At 70.3% G+C, this 13865-nt stretch carries 15 protein-coding genes; 8 read left to right on the top strand and 7 right to left on the bottom strand.

The annotated features are described in order from the left end of the window. The first annotated feature begins 132 nt into the window (after positions 1–132). Positions 133–2394 carry a transglycosylase domain-containing protein gene (locus JKG67_RS12505; protein WP_307816546.1) on the top strand — a complete coding sequence of 754 codons (2262 nt, stop codon included), beginning with the start codon at positions 133–135 and terminating at the stop codon, positions 2392–2394. A gap of 166 nt (positions 2395–2560) precedes the next feature. Here the strand turns inward: JKG67_RS12505 and JKG67_RS12510 are convergent, their stop codons facing one another. The 5 genes from JKG67_RS12510 to JKG67_RS12530 all read right to left on the bottom strand — a co-directional run bounded on the left by JKG67_RS12510 (position 2561) and on the right by JKG67_RS12530 (position 7172). Further along, on the bottom strand, positions 2561–3601 hold the full coding sequence (locus tag JKG67_RS12510; RefSeq protein ID WP_203337658.1) for an alanine racemase: 1041 nt from the start codon (positions 3599–3601) through the stop codon (positions 2561–2563). Next, positions 3598–4755 (bottom strand): lipid II:glycine glycyltransferase FemX, encoded by a 1158-nt coding sequence (locus JKG67_RS12515; protein WP_203337659.1) that lies wholly within the window; start codon positions 4753–4755, stop codon positions 3598–3600. Before JKG67_RS12515 ends, JKG67_RS12510 begins: the two co-directional genes overlap by 4 nt. Positions 4756–4828: 73 nt before the next feature. Continuing rightward, positions 4829–5614, bottom strand: coding sequence for a hypothetical protein (locus tag JKG67_RS12520; RefSeq protein WP_203337660.1), 786 nt, complete (start codon positions 5612–5614; stop codon positions 4829–4831). A gap of 84 nt (positions 5615–5698) precedes the next feature. Further along, a complete protein-coding gene (locus JKG67_RS12525) occupies positions 5699–6499 on the bottom strand; it encodes a deoxyribonuclease IV (RefSeq protein ID WP_203337661.1) in 801 nt (266 codons plus the stop codon). A gap of 10 nt (positions 6500–6509) precedes the next feature. After that, positions 6510–7172, bottom strand: a complete 663-nt coding sequence (locus tag JKG67_RS12530) for a TetR/AcrR family transcriptional regulator (protein WP_203337662.1) — start codon at positions 7170–7172, stop codon at positions 6510–6512. A gap of 119 nt (positions 7173–7291) precedes the next feature. Here JKG67_RS12530 and JKG67_RS12535 point away from each other — a divergent pair, with 119 nt between their 5' ends. The 3 genes from JKG67_RS12535 to JKG67_RS12545 all read left to right on the top strand — a co-directional run bounded on the left by JKG67_RS12535 (position 7292) and on the right by JKG67_RS12545 (position 10247). Next, entirely contained in the window at positions 7292–8146 is an 855-nt protein-coding gene (locus JKG67_RS12535; protein ID WP_203337663.1) for an esterase/lipase family protein, read from the top strand. A gap of 139 nt (positions 8147–8285) precedes the next feature. Further along, entirely contained in the window at positions 8286–8690 is a 405-nt protein-coding gene (locus JKG67_RS12540; RefSeq protein WP_203337664.1) for a DUF2784 family protein, read from the top strand. A 48-nt stretch (positions 8691–8738) separates the two neighbouring features. Continuing rightward, the gene (locus JKG67_RS12545) at positions 8739–10247 is read left to right on the top strand and encodes a hypothetical protein (protein ID WP_203337665.1); all 1509 of its coding nucleotides are present in this window, start codon (positions 8739–8741) and stop codon (positions 10245–10247) included. 113 nt (positions 10248–10360) lie between these two features. Here the strand turns inward: JKG67_RS12545 and JKG67_RS12550 are convergent, their stop codons facing one another. Then, a complete protein-coding gene (locus tag JKG67_RS12550) occupies positions 10361–11260 on the bottom strand; it encodes a serine/threonine-protein kinase (RefSeq protein ID WP_307816547.1) in 900 nt (299 codons plus the stop codon). 197 nt (positions 11261–11457) lie between these two features. Here JKG67_RS12550 and rpsF point away from each other — a divergent pair, with 197 nt between their 5' ends. The 4 genes from rpsF to rplI all read left to right on the top strand — a co-directional run bounded on the left by rpsF (position 11458) and on the right by rplI (position 13211). After that, positions 11458–11745 carry a 30S ribosomal protein S6 gene (gene rpsF, locus JKG67_RS12555; RefSeq protein WP_203337812.1) on the top strand — a complete coding sequence of 96 codons (288 nt, stop codon included), beginning with the start codon at positions 11458–11460 and terminating at the stop codon, positions 11743–11745. A 98-nt stretch (positions 11746–11843) separates the two neighbouring features. Beyond that, positions 11844–12416, top strand: a complete 573-nt coding sequence (locus JKG67_RS12560) for a single-stranded DNA-binding protein (RefSeq protein WP_203337666.1) — start codon at positions 11844–11846, stop codon at positions 12414–12416. Between the two features lie 94 nt (positions 12417–12510). Then, positions 12511–12747, top strand: a complete 237-nt coding sequence (rpsR, locus tag JKG67_RS12565) for a 30S ribosomal protein S18 (RefSeq protein ID WP_203337667.1) — start codon at positions 12511–12513, stop codon at positions 12745–12747. Positions 12748–12761: 14 nt separating this feature from the next. Then, a complete protein-coding gene (rplI, locus tag JKG67_RS12570; protein ID WP_203337668.1) occupies positions 12762–13211 on the top strand; it encodes a 50S ribosomal protein L9 in 450 nt (149 codons plus the stop codon). A 115-nt stretch (positions 13212–13326) separates the two neighbouring features. Here the strand turns inward: rplI and JKG67_RS12575 are convergent, their stop codons facing one another. Beyond that, complete coding sequence (locus JKG67_RS12575) at positions 13327–13857, bottom strand: hypothetical protein (RefSeq protein WP_203337669.1); 531 nt, start codon at positions 13855–13857, stop codon at positions 13327–13329. Between the last annotated feature and the right edge of the window lie 8 nt (positions 13858–13865).

Here is a 13865-nt window from a genome sequence, read left to right on the forward strand (position 1 = left end):
GGGTGTGTGAGCCGCCAGAACTCCGCCGTTTAGACCCTCTCGCCGTACTCTTGAACGAGATGCCCGGGCTCGGCCCGGGTCGCTGGGCTGAGTGCGGCCCGGTGCCGAGGAGAGGGCAGTGGAGAACGAGTGGTGAGCGGCAAGCGTCGGAAGATCGTGGGTACGGCCAAGAAGGGCGCCGCCAAGCCGAACCCGAAGGCCAAGCGGAGCCGGCTGCGTCAGGCGGTCCGCCTGGTCGTGGTGACCTCGATGGTGCTGGTCCTGGTGGGGCTGGGTGGCCTGGTGTTCCTCTATCAGAGCACCGACCTGCCGCGCACCAACGCCGGCTTCGAGACCGAGACCACCTATGTCTTCTACGACGGCGGCACCGACGAGGTCGGCCGGTTCGCCGCCGACCAGAACCGCGAATCCATTCCGCTCTCGGACATGCCCGATCTGCTCAAGGACGCAGTGGTGGCCGCGGAGAACCGGAGCTTCTGGACCGACCGCGGCCTCGACCCCAAGGGGATCCTGAGGGCCGCGTTCACGAACGCCACCACCGGCAGCTCCCAGGGCGCCTCGACGATCACCCAGCAGTACGTCAAGATCCTCTACCTGACCAGCGAGCAGCGCCTGCAGCGCAAGCTCACCGAGGCGATCCTGTCGCTGAAGATCCAGCGCCAGATGAGCAAGCAGCGGGTGCTCGAGGGCTACCTCAACACCATCTACTTCGGCCGGGGCGCGTACGGCGTCCAGGCGGCCTCGAAGACCTACTTCGGGATCGACGCGAAGAAGCTGAACCTGCGCCAGAGCGCCTTCCTGGCCACCGTGATCAACAACCCGACGCGCTTCGACCCCGCCAACGGCAAACCGAACCGACAGGCCGCCCGAGCCCGGTACCAGTACGTGCTCAACGGGATGCTGGAGATGGGGGCCATCAACTCCACCCAGCACGCCAAGGCCGCCAAGGCACTCCCCAAGTTCTCCGAACGACAGAGCCAGAGCGCCTACGGCGGTCACCGCGGCCACATGCTGACGATGGTCCGCAAGGAGCTGATCCGGCTGGGCTTCTCCGAGGCCGAGGTCGAGGGCGGCGGTCTGCGGATCACCACCACCTTCACGCCCGAGGCGATGGAGGCTGCCCGCGAGGGTGTCGAGTCGGTGCGCCCGGCCGGGTTCAGCACCGAGGACCTGCATGTCGGCGTCGGCATGGTCGAGCCCGGCACCGGCGCGGTGCGGGGCTTCTACGCCGGCCAGGACTTCCTGGAGTCCCAGATCAACTGGGCCGTCGCCGGAGGCCAGGCCGGCTCCACCTTCAAGGCGTTCGCGGTGGCCGCCGGCATCGAGCAGGGCTTCTCCCTGAAGAACCAGTTCGACGGCAACAGCCCCTACAAGTTGCCTGACGGCACCGTGGTGGGCAACCAGTTCGACCGCAGCTACGGCCGGGTGGACCTGACCCGGGCCACCCAGGACTCCATCAACACCGCCTTCATCGACATGACCCTGGCGATGGATCGTGGTCCGCAGTCGATCGTCGACACCGCGGTGGCGATGGGCATCCCGCCGCGGGAGAACGACGCGAGTGCCCCCGGCTTCCCGAACACCTCGCCGGGGTTGAACCCGAACACCGGCGTCGCGCTCGGCTCCCAGACGGTCAGCCCGATCAACATGGCAAACGGGTACGCCACCTTGGCCAACGGTGGCGTGGCCGCTGAGCCGTACATCATCGAGCGGGTCGTCGACCGGTCCGGCCAGGTGCGCTACGAGCACGAGATCGAGACCGAGCGGGCGGTGGACGAGGACATCGCCGCTGACGTCACCTATGCGCTGCAGCAGGTGGTGGAGAAGGGCAGTGGGTCCGCGGCGAAGGCGGTGGGCCGTCCGGTGGCCGGCAAGACCGGCACCGCCACCAACGCCCGCAAGGAGGTCTCCTCGGCCTGGTTCGCCGGCTACACGCCGCAGATGTCGGTGGCGGTGATGTACGTGCGTGGCAAGGGCAACGAGCAACTCAAGGACTGGCTGCCCGAGTACTTCGGCGGTGCCTACCCGGCGCGCACCTTCGCCACCGTGATGCGGCAGGCGCTCGAGGGTCAGCCGGTGGAGCAGTTCCCGCCGCCGGCCAACGTGACCGGCACCCCGCCGTCGACCGGCCACGAGCCGTACACGCCCCCGCCGCCCCCGCCGCCGAAGGAGAAGAAGCCGACGAAGGAGAAGAAGGACGACGTCGACCCGACGCCCACCCCGACGCCTACTCCGGCTCCGACTACCCCGCCGACCTCGCCGATCCCGCCCCCCGAGTGCGACCTGTCCGGTTGCTCACCGCCGCCCACCCCTGGGCCCGGGGACGGTGACGACGAGGGCGACGACGGCAGTACTGATCCACCCGGGGACGGGGAGAACGGCCGGCGCCCCTGACCCCCCGCCGACTTGGGCCCCATCCGCCCCGACTTGGGCCCCATCCCCGCCGACTTGGGCCCCATCCGCCCCGACTTGGGCCCCATCCGCGTCGAGTTGGGCCTTGTACGGCGCGACTTGGGCCTCGTCCGCGTCGAGTGGGCGTCGTACGGCGCGACGTGAGCCGTCAGCTGATGACGGTGCGGTCGAACGTGGTCGCCGTGAACCGGACCTGCAGCTCGAGCCGGTCGCCGACCGCGGGCAGCCGAACCTGCGGCGGGGCCCACAACATCGAGGCCTGCATGTGCGGCGGCTCCGCGAACCAGCACTGCTCGCCGTCCACCCAGAACGGTGAGCGGGCCTTGCCGACCGCGTCCAGGCCGCCCCGGGCCACACTCGCCGCGCCGGCACGCATCGACAGCGCTCCGGTCGGCGCGGCCAGCCCGATCCCGTGCGCGGTGCCGCCGCTGACCACCAGCAGGTGCCCCGCCTTCGACGCGCGCCGAGCCCGGTAGCCGTACTCATGCCCGCGCAGCACCGAATGCACGTCGAGCACGGTGCCGGTCACCCGCAACGCATCCCGTACGCCGAGCCACAAGGACGTGCCGATCCGGGGCCGCCAGGTGTGGTCACCGTAGGCGCCACGCAACTGTTCCAACTCGGCCGCGGAGAGGTGGCTGACCCAGATCGGGGTGCCGGTGAGACCGGCGGCGGTCACCTCGGTGAGCAGCGTCTCCACTTCGTAGCCGTGGTGGGACGAGAGCGGCAGGTGCAGTGCGATGCCTTCCAGCCTGGCTCCGGCAGGCAGCAGCTCGGCCGCTTGCTGCAGTTCACCGGCGCCGAGTCCGTGTCGGCGCATGCTGGTCATCAGCTCCAGCACGAACCTCGCCTCCGGGTTGGCCGACAGCAGCACGGTGAGGTCCTCGACCCGGCTGATGGTGTGCACGACCCGCGGGTCGGCACTGTGCTCGACGGCCTCATCGAAGGGACGCCACGGGGTGAGCACCAGCAGCGACCCGTGGTAGCGGTCGCGGACGGCATCGAGCTCGTGATAGGTGCCGACGGCGAGAGTGTCCGCGCCCAGCCACTGGGCCTTGCGGGCCAGCCGGGCCAGGCCCAGGCCATAGCCGTTGCCCTTCGCCACCGGGACCAGACCGGGGTTCGCCTCGGCGACCGCGCGCAGGTGGGTCCGCCACCGGTCGCCGTCGACGGTCAGCACCAGGCTCATCCGCGCCTCCTCAGGTACCACTGGAACGCCCGGTACAAGGACTTGCGCAGCGGCAGGTCCCACTCGCCGGCGTACTCGACGGCCTCGCCGCCGGTGCCCACCTTGAACTGGATCAGCCCGGCGTGCGGGTCCTCGGCGTTGACGGTGTCGGTGATGCCGCGCAGGTCATAGATCCGCGCTCCCGCGGCCAACGCGTCGGAGATCATCGCCCACTGGACGGCGTTCGAGCCGCGGACCTCCCGCTTCTCGGTCGAGGAGGCGCCGTAGGAGTACCAGGCGTGGGTGCCGACCCGGATCGAGATGGTCGCGGCGACCAGGTCCCCCTCATGTCGGGCCAGCCACAGCGTGATCCGGCCGGGGTCCTCGGCGCCGAGCGAGGTCAGCATGGTGCGGAAGTAGGACAGCGGCCTGGGGGTGAAACCGTCACGACCGGCCGTGTGCACGTACAGCTCGTGGAAGGCGGCCAGGTCGGCGTCGTCCACCTCGGTGCCGGCGATCCGGGCCACCTCGACGCCCTCCTTGGTGGCCTTCTTGATGTTGCGCCGCCACTGCTGGTTCATCAGCTTCAGCACCTGCTCGCCGGAGAGCGCGGCACCCTCGGCGTCGGTGAGGCGGAGCCAGAAGTTGTGTTGGGGTTGCCCGGCGGCGAACCCGTCGTCCACCGACTGGGGCAGCCAGCCCAGCCGCCGCAGTTCGGCGACGACGCGAGCACCGGCCGGGTTCCGGTGGCTGGGGGTGAGCTCGGTGAGCCGGCGCACCGACTCGTCGGCGAGGCCTGCCTTGATGGTGGCGGCGTCCCAGGTGCGGGTGACCACCGGCGGGCCCATCCGCACGCCGAAGGCGCCCTTGCCCTTGAGGTGGGCGGCGAGCGGGTCGAGCCAGGGCGCGAGCTCGTCGTCCTCCCAGTCGATGACCGGGCCCTCGGGCAGGTAGGCGAGGTAGCGCTTGACCTTGGGCAGTTGCCGGAACAGCACCAGACCGACGCCGGCGAGCTCGCCGGTGTCGGGGCGGAACCAGCCCAGCGACTCGGCCTGCCACTCGGCCTTCACCCGTGCCCAGGCCGGTGTCTGCAGGAAGCTCGCCGAATCCCGACTGGTCAGGAACCCCAGGTGCTCGTCCTTGGTGATGGCGCGTACGACGAGTCGGGGGGTCACGCCCGCCAACGCTACCGCCTCGGCCGCGTGCGCTGCGCCAGCGACCTGCGGCGGTCACCGGCGCAGCGCCCGGTCAGTCCCCTCGTCCCCGGCTGTCGACGCCCGGGGTGGAGGCCGGCGTCACGTGGGCCGAGTTCGGCGCCACCACCGTGACGTTGAAGTCCTTGTCCGTGAGCGTTCCCGTGGTGCCGTACGTAAACACCCGGATGATGCCGCTACCTCCGGCACCCTGGGCCCCGAAGCCGCCGCTCCCGACGATGGTCACCTGGACGATTGAGTCGATCCCCACCTGAGACTCGAGGCCAGGGAAGGCGATGGAGTAGTCCCCGGTGCTGTTCTTGGTCACCACCGGGACGCCGCCGACCCGGTTGAACCAGTTGTGGATGGACACCCCGTTCGCGGAGATGTCAGCTCCGGCGACGGCGATCCCGGGCACGACTCGGGCGATCTTCTCCGAGCTCACCGACCGGTTGGCCAACTTCGGCCCGGTGACGGCGCCGTTGGCCAGGTGGCCGGTGCCCACAGCTCCGGCAGCGATCTTGGACGCGAGCACCGCGCCGTTCTGGATCTTCGCGGTGCGCACGGCGTTGTTGGCCAGCTTCGCGGGCTTCACCGACCGGTTCGCCAACTTCTTGGTGGTGACGGCCCTGTTCGCGATGTCACTGGTCTGCACGTTCAGGTGGCTCGCTGCCACCGGCGCCACGTTGACCGCAACCATCACCGCCGTGAGTACGCCGGCGACCAAGGTGAGGCGGCGCCGACCACGCTGACGCTCCGCAGCCAGAGCGGCGCGAGTTTCGGTGCGCAACTGGTCGAGCCGCTCCTCCCACTCGGCGCGAGACTTCTCTTCACTGTTCATGGGTGGAACTCCTGTCAGATCTGGCCTTCCCGGCAGGCAAGGACGAGGAGCTCAGCGTAGAACCGCAGGACGCGTGTCGTCGGGTCAGCCGAGGCGCTCCCGGAGCCAGGCGATGTCTGCGGTGTGCTCGGCTGCTCCACCGGGGGTCTCCAGGACCACCGGGGCGTTCGCGTCCCGCACCACTGCGGCGAGCAGTTCCGGGTCGATCCGGCCCTGGCCGCAGTTGGTATGCCGGTCGGCGCCGGAGTCGAACTCGTCGCGGCTGTCGTTGCAGTGCACCAGGTCGATCCGGCCGGTGATCGCGGTGACGTCGGCGACGACGGTCTCCAGCGCGTTGCCGCCGGCGTGCGCGTGGCAGGTGTCGAGACAGAAGCCGACCCGGTCGAAGCCCTCGGCGGTCGAGATCGCCTCCCAGACCCGAGCGATCCGGTCCAGGTGCCGGGCCATCGCGTGCTCGCCGCCGGCGGTGTTCTCGATCAGCACCGGCACCTTCAGGTCGGTCGCCTCGATCGCCTTGCGCCAGTTGTCGAAGCCCTTCTCGGGATCGTCGGCGGCATTGACGTGGCCGCCGTGCACCACCAGCCCCTTGGCGCCGATCTCGGCGGCGGTGTCGACGTGCTGTTGCAGGAGCTTGCGGCTGGGGATCCGGATCCGGTTGTTCGTGGTGGCCACGTTGATGATGTACGGCGCGTGCACGTAGAGGTCCACGCCCGCCTGCTCGGCCTCCTCGCGCAGCGCCTGGGCGCCGCCGGGATGGTTGACCACCGGCCCCTTGTAGCTCTGTGGGTCGCCGAGGAAGATCTGGACGAGGGAGGCGCCGCGCGCCCGGGCCTCGTCGATCGGGTCGGTCTGGTCGACGTGGGCACCGATGGCGAGGGGACTCATGGCGGCCAGTCTAGGAACCGGCTCGGACAGTGAGGCCCCGGCGTACGGCGAGGTAGAAGCGCCGCAGCGGGTCGATCAGAGCAGCGACCGATTCCGGGTCGTCGGGGTCGCCGTCGATCAACCACAGTGAGACCAGGTCGTACATGCCGCCGATCAGCGCCACGCCGATCGCGTGGTGGTCGCCGGACACCCCGAAGCGTTGCCAGAAGCCCTCGATGAACCGGGCCGCCCACTCGCGGTTGACCCGGCGCCGGGCCTCGATCGCTGGGGTGATCAGCCGCTCCGGACCGAACAGCACCTGGGCTCGCCGCCGGTCGGCGAAGACGGTGTCCACGAATCCCTGCAGCAGCAGTTCGGTGGCTTCGTCCTCTGTCTCCGGGAGGCCCTCCAGTCGGTGCAGCATCTCCTCGTGGAGCTGGTCCGTGGTGCGGATGAACAGGGCCAGGTAGCAGTCCTCGCGGTTGCCGAACTGCTCGTAGAAGCTCTTGGTGCTGACGAAGGCCGCCTGGCAGAGCTGCTCGACGCTGGTGGCGGCGTACCCCCCGGCAGCGAAGAGGTCCAGTGCGGCGTCCAGGAGCGCGGTGCGTCGCTGGAGGCGCCGCTCGTGGGGGCTGAGGCCGCGGATCCGTCGGGCGGGGTCGGTACGGCGGTCAGCCGAGGCCGGGGTGGACATGGGGCAAGCCTAGGCCGCCGAACTGTAGGAAACGACCTCTTGTTCTCTACATGGACGCATGTTTTACTGTGACCCACGCCACCGCCGGACCGCTGCCGGCCGCCCCACAAGGAGACCCCATGTCCCGCCACCGTTCCCTGACCGCGGCGCTGGTGTCGTCGCTGGCCCTGGTCGCCTCGCTGCTGCTGGCCTCGCCGGTCCACGCGGCCACCTCCGAGGTCAACGACTGGACCTGTCAGCCCTCGGCCGCCCAGCCGCGTCCGGTGGTGCTGCTGCACGGCCTGAGCGCCAACGCCGAGGCCAACTGGAGCTTCCACGGTCCGCGGATCGCGGCCGCCGGCTACTGCGTCTTCTCGCTCACCTACGGCGTCGGCCCGTGGGGCCCGAGCTCGGGCGGCTGGGTGCCCATCGACGAATCCGCCGACGAGATCGGCGCGTTCATCGACGAGGTGCTCCTCGCCACCGGAGCCGCGCAGGTGGACCTGGTCGGGCACTCCGAAGGCGCCTTCCAGTCGCTGTACGTGACCAAGGTCAAGGAGTACGCCGACAGGGTGGGCCGGGTGGTAGCGCTGGCGCCGCCCACACACGGCACCTCGGTCGCCGGCCTGGTCACCCTCGGCTACCTGCTGGGTGGGCAGAGTCTGGTCGAGGCCTTCACCTCCCTGGCCCAGTGCCCGGCGTGCGCCGACCTGGTGGTCGGCGGCGGTGCGGTGGGCCTGCTCACCGATGGTCCGATCGCCCAGCCGGGGGTCACCTACACGATCGTCGCCTCCAGGTACGATGCGGTGGTCACGCCACCGACCACGTCCTTCGTGAAGGAGCCGGGCGTGACGAACTACTTCGTGCAGGACCGCTGCCCCTTCGATCTGGTGGGCCATGTCGGCATCGCGGTGGACCCGACACTCACCTCGATGATCCTGCGCGGCCTCGACGGCAGCTCCAAGATCACCTGCGGCTTCGGCCCGCCGCTCTGATCGCCCGGGTGGCGTCCTCGGCGCGACCAGGTCCCAACAAGTTGGGCTCTCCACGACAGCGGCCGACCAAGAGGTGACGGACGCGGAGATTCCCTGGAATCTCAGCGACAGCGGGCCGTGTGCTCCCTACAGTTGAAGCATGTGGGCCTTCCTCGCGGAGGGGATGGTCGTGTTCCACCTGGCCTATCTCCTCTACCTCAGCCTCGGTGGGTTGTTGGCGCTGCGATCCATCCGCTGGCTGGTGCCGCACGTGGCTGTTGTGGCCTGGGCGATCATCGTCGTCGTCATGCAGTGGCGATGCCCGCTGACGACGCTGGAGAAGGACTGGTGGGCGCGGGCTGGCGAGACGCCGTACACCGGGTCGTTCCTGGACCACTACATCTTCGGCACCTACCTCCCCGACGGGAGCCAGGCTCTGGTGTACGCACTGCAGCTGACCCTGATCGCGGTGCTCTACGTCTTTGTCGCGCGGCGTCTCCGGGATCCCGCGGGGGCGGGCGCCACCCCGGTGGCGAACCCGGGGAGCGCCCGGTTGGCGGACTGACACACGATGCCCCGGACGCGGACGCACCAGAAGCCTCGGCGGGGGCTGGTGCGCGGGACCGTCCGCGACGCTGGGCAGGACTCGGCGCGACGGTGGCTCGCCTGGTCGTGCGTCGCGGTCGTCCTCGTCCGGGCCGTGTACGTCTTCTTGCCGCTGCGCTCCGACGAGGGTGGCTACCTCCTCATCGCGCGGCAGTGGCAAGCGGGTGGGGAGTTCCTGTACGGCGACTACCACGTGGACCGCCCACCACTGCTGATGGTGATCTTCCGGCTGGCCGCGACGACCGAGTGGGACCAGGCGATCCGGCTGCTGAGCATCCCCTTCGCCGTGCTGTTCGTGGTGGCGGCGGCCCGTGCGGGCCACCTCGTAGCGGGGCCGGCGGGCAGCAGATGGTCTGCCGTGGTGGCCGCCGCCCTCGTGGTCACCCCCGCCGTAGCCGCCGACCAGGCCAACGGCGGGCTCTTCGCGGTGCCATTGGTGATGGGCAGCATCGCCCTCACCCTGGAGGCATGGCGCCGGCCGCCGGGAGCGAGAATGGTGTGGCTCGCCGTGGCCGCGGGGGTGCTCGCCGGTGCCGCCCCACTGGTCAAGCAGAACTTCCTCGAGGGGTTCGTGTTCGCCGTCCTGCTCGTCCTGGCCGCCGCCGTACGCCGGCGCGTGCTCGACACCCGGTCACTGCGTCTCCTCGCGGCTGGAGCGCTCGGAGCTGCCCTCCCGCATGCCGTCGTCTATGTGTGGGCCAGGGCGGTCGGGGTCGACCCAGGCCGGATCTGGAGGGAGCTGGCGGTCTTCCGCGGCGAGGCCTTCGAGGTGATCTGGGGCCACAGCCTCGACAAGCCCCTCACCCGGGCGGCCATGCTGCTCGGCCTGGCCCTGCTGAGCGGCATCCTGCCGCTCGCGCGCGCCTGGCTGCTCGCCACCCGCGAGCAGTCCACGCCCAGGCTCGACGAGACCTGGGGCATCCTCGGCTGCCTGGTCTTCGGGCTCGCCGCCATCGTCGCCGGGGGAAGCTACTGGACCCACTACCTCCTGCAGGTCGCTCCCGCACTCGCCCTCGCCGCGGGGGTCGCAGCGGCGGCGCCATCGGTGGCAGGGGCCCGGATGCGCTGGTGGGCCCGCTTCACCGCCGGCTCGGCGGTATTCAGCGTGGTCGTGATGCTGGTCGTCTACGCCACCGTGCCCTGGGCGTGGTTCCACCAGCGGACCGGGGAGTGGCTGGCAGCCTCAAGCCAGCCCGGTGACACCGCTGTCGTCCTGTATGGCAACCCCTCGATCCTCGAGGCCGCGGACCTCCCCACCCCCTACCCGTACCTCTGGAGCCTCCCGATGCGGACGCTCGACCCTCACCAGGACCGGCTGCGCGCGACGCTGGCCGGCCCCGAGGCCCCCACTTGGGTCGTCCAGGTCAACCACCCGAACTCCTGGGGCATCGACGAGGGCGGCCGGCTGAGGCGACTGCTCGAGGAGAGGTACGACGTGGTCACGACCGTCTGCGGGAACCCGGTCTGGCTGCGCTCGGACCTGGTGCGCCGGACCGTGGAGCCCCCACGCTGCTGAACGGGTGACGCGAGGGAGCGATCGCTCACCCGGTATGCGGTGCGACCGTCGAGTCGGGGGGTGAAGAGCTCCTGGACGAACCCGAACGCGATGCTCCCGAGAGCGTGGATCCCTCAACGGCGCCGGCCGCGGCGGCCCTGCCGGCCGTCGTGTCCCGGCGGCGGTGGCCGGCGTCGGGCCGGGACCACCCCGGACCCGGCCGGCACCCCGGGCGCATCGGTGTCGCCGAGCCGGTCGATCACGTCGACCGGCGGCTCGCCCGGGCGCCGGAACGGCACCCCGAGGGCGGCCAGCTCGGCGCGGACAGCGGCAGCGGACGCGGGCCGGGCGAACGGATCCTCCGCGGTCATCCGGCTCAGCAGGTCGGCCAGCGAACCCTCGGTGGGCGGCTGCTGACGGCGGGGCCGGTGTCCGGTGAGCAGTTCCAGGGCGACCCGCCCAGCGGCGTACAGATCCTGAACCGGATGCGGCGGCGCCCCGGCCGCCTGCTCGGGAGGCATGTAGCCGTCGGTGCCGGAGACCCCCGGGAAGTGCACCCGGTCGCCGGCCTGGGCAGCGATCCCGAAGTCGGCCAACCGCACGAACGGCATCCCGGTCCCGGTCGGCTCCAGCAGCAGGTTCGCCGGCTTCAGGTCCCGGTGCACGATCCCGGCGTCGTGGGCGGCACCGAGCGCGACCAGGACCTGGTCGAGCAGGACGGCGACGAAACCCTCCGGGAGCGGGCCGTGCTCGGCGAGCAGGTCGGCCACCGAACCCCCGGCGACCAGGTCCATCGCCAACGCGACGGTGTCGTCGTCGGCGGCCCAACTGGTCGGCGCGACGACGTGGGGGTGGGTGATCCGGAAGGACTGTTCGCGCACGAACCGGAGCAGCATCTCGCCGTCGGCGGCTCGCATCACCTTGACCGCGATGAAGCGCTCGGTACGACGGTCCCAGGCGCGCCAGACCTCGCCCATGCCCCCGGCCCCGATCGGCGTGAGAAGGACGAACCGGCCCGCGATCTCGGCGTCCACGTCGTTCACGGTAGCCGACGGAGCCGGATCGCTGCGGGCCGGCTGCACAGGCCGTCGTCGGGGATTGGTCGCCCGGGTCGGCCGGTTGGTACTCTTCCCTGTCCGCTGTCCACCCGCCGAGTGGTGGAGAGCACGGCAAAGCCCTCCTGCCACGGAGAGACCGTGGCCGCCCGAGACCACAGGAGGTGGAGAACGCTTTGCGCGCCTACGAAGCAATGATCATCATTGAGCCGACTCTCGATGAACGAGTTGTCGAGCAGAACCTCACCAAGTACCTCGACGTCATCCGGACCAGCGGTGGTTCGGTCGAGACCGTCGACGTGTGGGGTCGTCGCCGTCTTGCCTACGAGATCAACAAGCAGGCCGAGGGAATCTACGTCGTGGTGACCCTCAAGGCTGAGCCCGCCGCGGTGAAGGAGTTCGACCGGCAGCTCGGTCTGAACGAGCAGATCCTGCGGACGAAGATCGTGCGCCTCGACGGCTGATCGCCGTCACCGGAACGGCACCTGTGGATGAAGACTTCCACTTGTCGCCGAAGCCGGGCACGATGCTTCCACACGACTGAGTCCTAAGGAGACCTGATATGGCAGGCGAGACCGTCATCACTGTGGTCGGCAACCTCGTCGACGACCCGGAGCTCCGCTTCACCCCCTCGGGTGCCGCGGTGGCGAACTTCCGGATCGCGTCGACCCCCCGCACCTTCGACCGGCAGACCAACGAGTGGAAGGACGGCGAAGCGCTGTTCCTGTCCTGCTCGGTCTGGCGGCAGGCGGCCGAGAACGTCGCGGAGTCCTTGCAGAAGGGCATGCGCGTCGTCGTCCAGGGCCGCTTGAAGCAGCGCAGCTATGAGACCCGCGAGGGCGAGAAGCGCAGCGTCATCGAGCTGGAGGTCGAAGAGGTCGGCCCGTCGTTGAAGTACGCGACTGCCAAGGTCTCCCGCACCACCCGCTCCGGCGGTGGTGGCGGCGGTTACTCCGGCGGCGCGCCCGCCGGTGGTGACCCGTGGTCCACCCCGCAGCAGTCCGCTCCGCAGGCCGGCGGCAACGCCGGTGGCTGGGGCGGTGCCCAGGGTGGCGGCGGCCAGGGCGGTGGCGCTCCGGCGCAGGACCCGTGGGCCGCTCCCGGTGTGAACGCCGGCGACGAGCCTCCGTTCTGACCGGACTCAGTCCCTCACCAACACACCCGGCTCCGGCCGGAGCAACACACCATTCCGGCGTGATCCGCCGGGCTTCACAAGGAGAAGCACCACAATGGCCAAGCCAGTAATTCGAAAGCCGAAGAAGAAGGCGAACCCGCTGAAGGCAGCGGGCGTCACCAAGGTCGACTACAAGGACACCGCGCTGCTGCGCAAGTTCATCTCCGACCGAGGCAAGATCCGCGCCCGCCGGGTGACCGGGGTGTCCGTCCAGGAGCAGCGACAGATCGCGATGGCGATCAAGAACGCTCGTGAGATGGCCCTGCTGCCCTACTCCTCGACCGGTCGCTGAGAGGACACGCGCAGATGAAGATCATCCTGACCCAGGAAGTTCCCGGCCTCGGAGCCCCCGGCGACGTCGTCGAAGTCAAGGACGGCTACGGCCGCAACTACCTGCTGCCTCGCGGCGAAGCGGTCCGTTGGACCCGCGGCGGCGAGAAGCAGGTCGAGTCGATCAAGGCCGCTCGCAAGGCCCGCGCGGTGCGCGACGCCGAGCACGCTGTCGAGATCAAGACCAAGCTCGAGGCCGGCACCGTGCAGCTGCCGGTCCGTGCGGGTGACAGCGGTCGCCTGTTCGGCTCGGTCACGGTCGCAGACGTGGCCGCCGCGGTCTCCGCTGCGGTCGGCGAGCAGGTCGACAAGCGGACCGTCGTGGTCGGCAACCCGATCAAGTCGCTGGGCGCCCACAAGGTGGGCGTCAAGCTGCACGACGAGGTGACGGCCACCGTGTCGCTCAACGTCGTCGCTGCCGGCTGACGAAGCTCGACGTCGCCCCGATCCTCACCGAGGGTCGGGGCGACGTGCATTTCCAGGGGTGCCTCAGGCGGGCGCCTCAAACGGGCAGATCAGACGGGCACGTCGAGCGGGCAGATCAGGCGGGCACGTCGAGGCGGGCCCACCGCCGCCCGGCGTACACGAACATCAGGCAGATCAGCATCAGCAGTGACAGCCCGGCGACGATCGGGAACCACTCCTCGAGGATGCCGATCCCGGCGCCGAACGCGAGCACCGGCAGCACGCCGGCGATCAGGATCCATCCGGCGGTGAAGCGCAGCCAGTTCCGCGCCGGCGGATCCACCGGCGCGGCGGTCTCGGCGAGCGCGACGCACAGGTACGCCGTGAATCCGAGTTGCGGCAGATTCAGCGCCCAGATCACGCCGGGGTCGGTGCCGTGCAGGGTCTCGGCGAGGTCGGGGAACCACAGCACCCCGGCGACCAGCAGGGCGATCAGGCCGAGGGTCTGCAGAGTGCGCCGGCGAGCATTGGCCAACTGAGCCTTGGCGGTGCCGACCAGCACCAGCACCCAGCCGATCGGGTCGGCGAAGATGTCGTGTCCGCTGGGCAGTTCGGCGTGCAGCGCGATGATGATCAGCCCGAGGGCGATCGGCTGCAACGGCTTCATGGCCGCCC

It is taken from the genome of Nocardioides limicola, assembly GCF_016827675.1.
GTDB classification, from domain to species: domain Bacteria; phylum Actinomycetota; class Actinomycetes; order Propionibacteriales; family Nocardioidaceae; genus Nocardioides; species Nocardioides limicola.

Bases quoted from the DNA above. Each gene is read 5' to 3' on its own strand.
- JKG67_RS12510 (WP_203337658.1), bottom strand. From the start codon at position 3,601: ATGAGCCTGGTGCTGACCGTCGACGGCGACCGGTGGCGGACCCACCTG.
- JKG67_RS12520 (WP_203337660.1), bottom strand. From the start codon at position 5,614: ATGAACAGTGAAGAGAAGTCTCGCGCCGAGTGGGAGGAGCGGCTCGAC.
- JKG67_RS12525 (WP_203337661.1), bottom strand. From the start codon at position 6,499: ATGAGTCCCCTCGCCATCGGTGCCCACGTCGACCAGACCGACCCGATC.
- JKG67_RS12530 (WP_203337662.1), bottom strand. From the start codon at position 7,172: ATGTCCACCCCGGCCTCGGCTGACCGCCGTACCGACCCCGCCCGACGG.
- JKG67_RS12535 (WP_203337663.1), top strand. From the start codon at position 7,292: ATGTCCCGCCACCGTTCCCTGACCGCGGCGCTGGTGTCGTCGCTGGCC.
- JKG67_RS12540 (WP_203337664.1), top strand. From the start codon at position 8,286: ATGTGGGCCTTCCTCGCGGAGGGGATGGTCGTGTTCCACCTGGCCTAT.
- JKG67_RS12560 (WP_203337666.1), top strand. From the start codon at position 11,844: ATGGCAGGCGAGACCGTCATCACTGTGGTCGGCAACCTCGTCGACGAC.
- rpsR (WP_203337667.1), top strand. From the start codon at position 12,511: ATGGCCAAGCCAGTAATTCGAAAGCCGAAGAAGAAGGCGAACCCGCTG.
- rplI (WP_203337668.1), top strand. From the start codon at position 12,762: ATGAAGATCATCCTGACCCAGGAAGTTCCCGGCCTCGGAGCCCCCGGC.
- JKG67_RS12575 (WP_203337669.1), bottom strand. From the start codon at position 13,857: ATGAAGCCGTTGCAGCCGATCGCCCTCGGGCTGATCATCATCGCGCTG.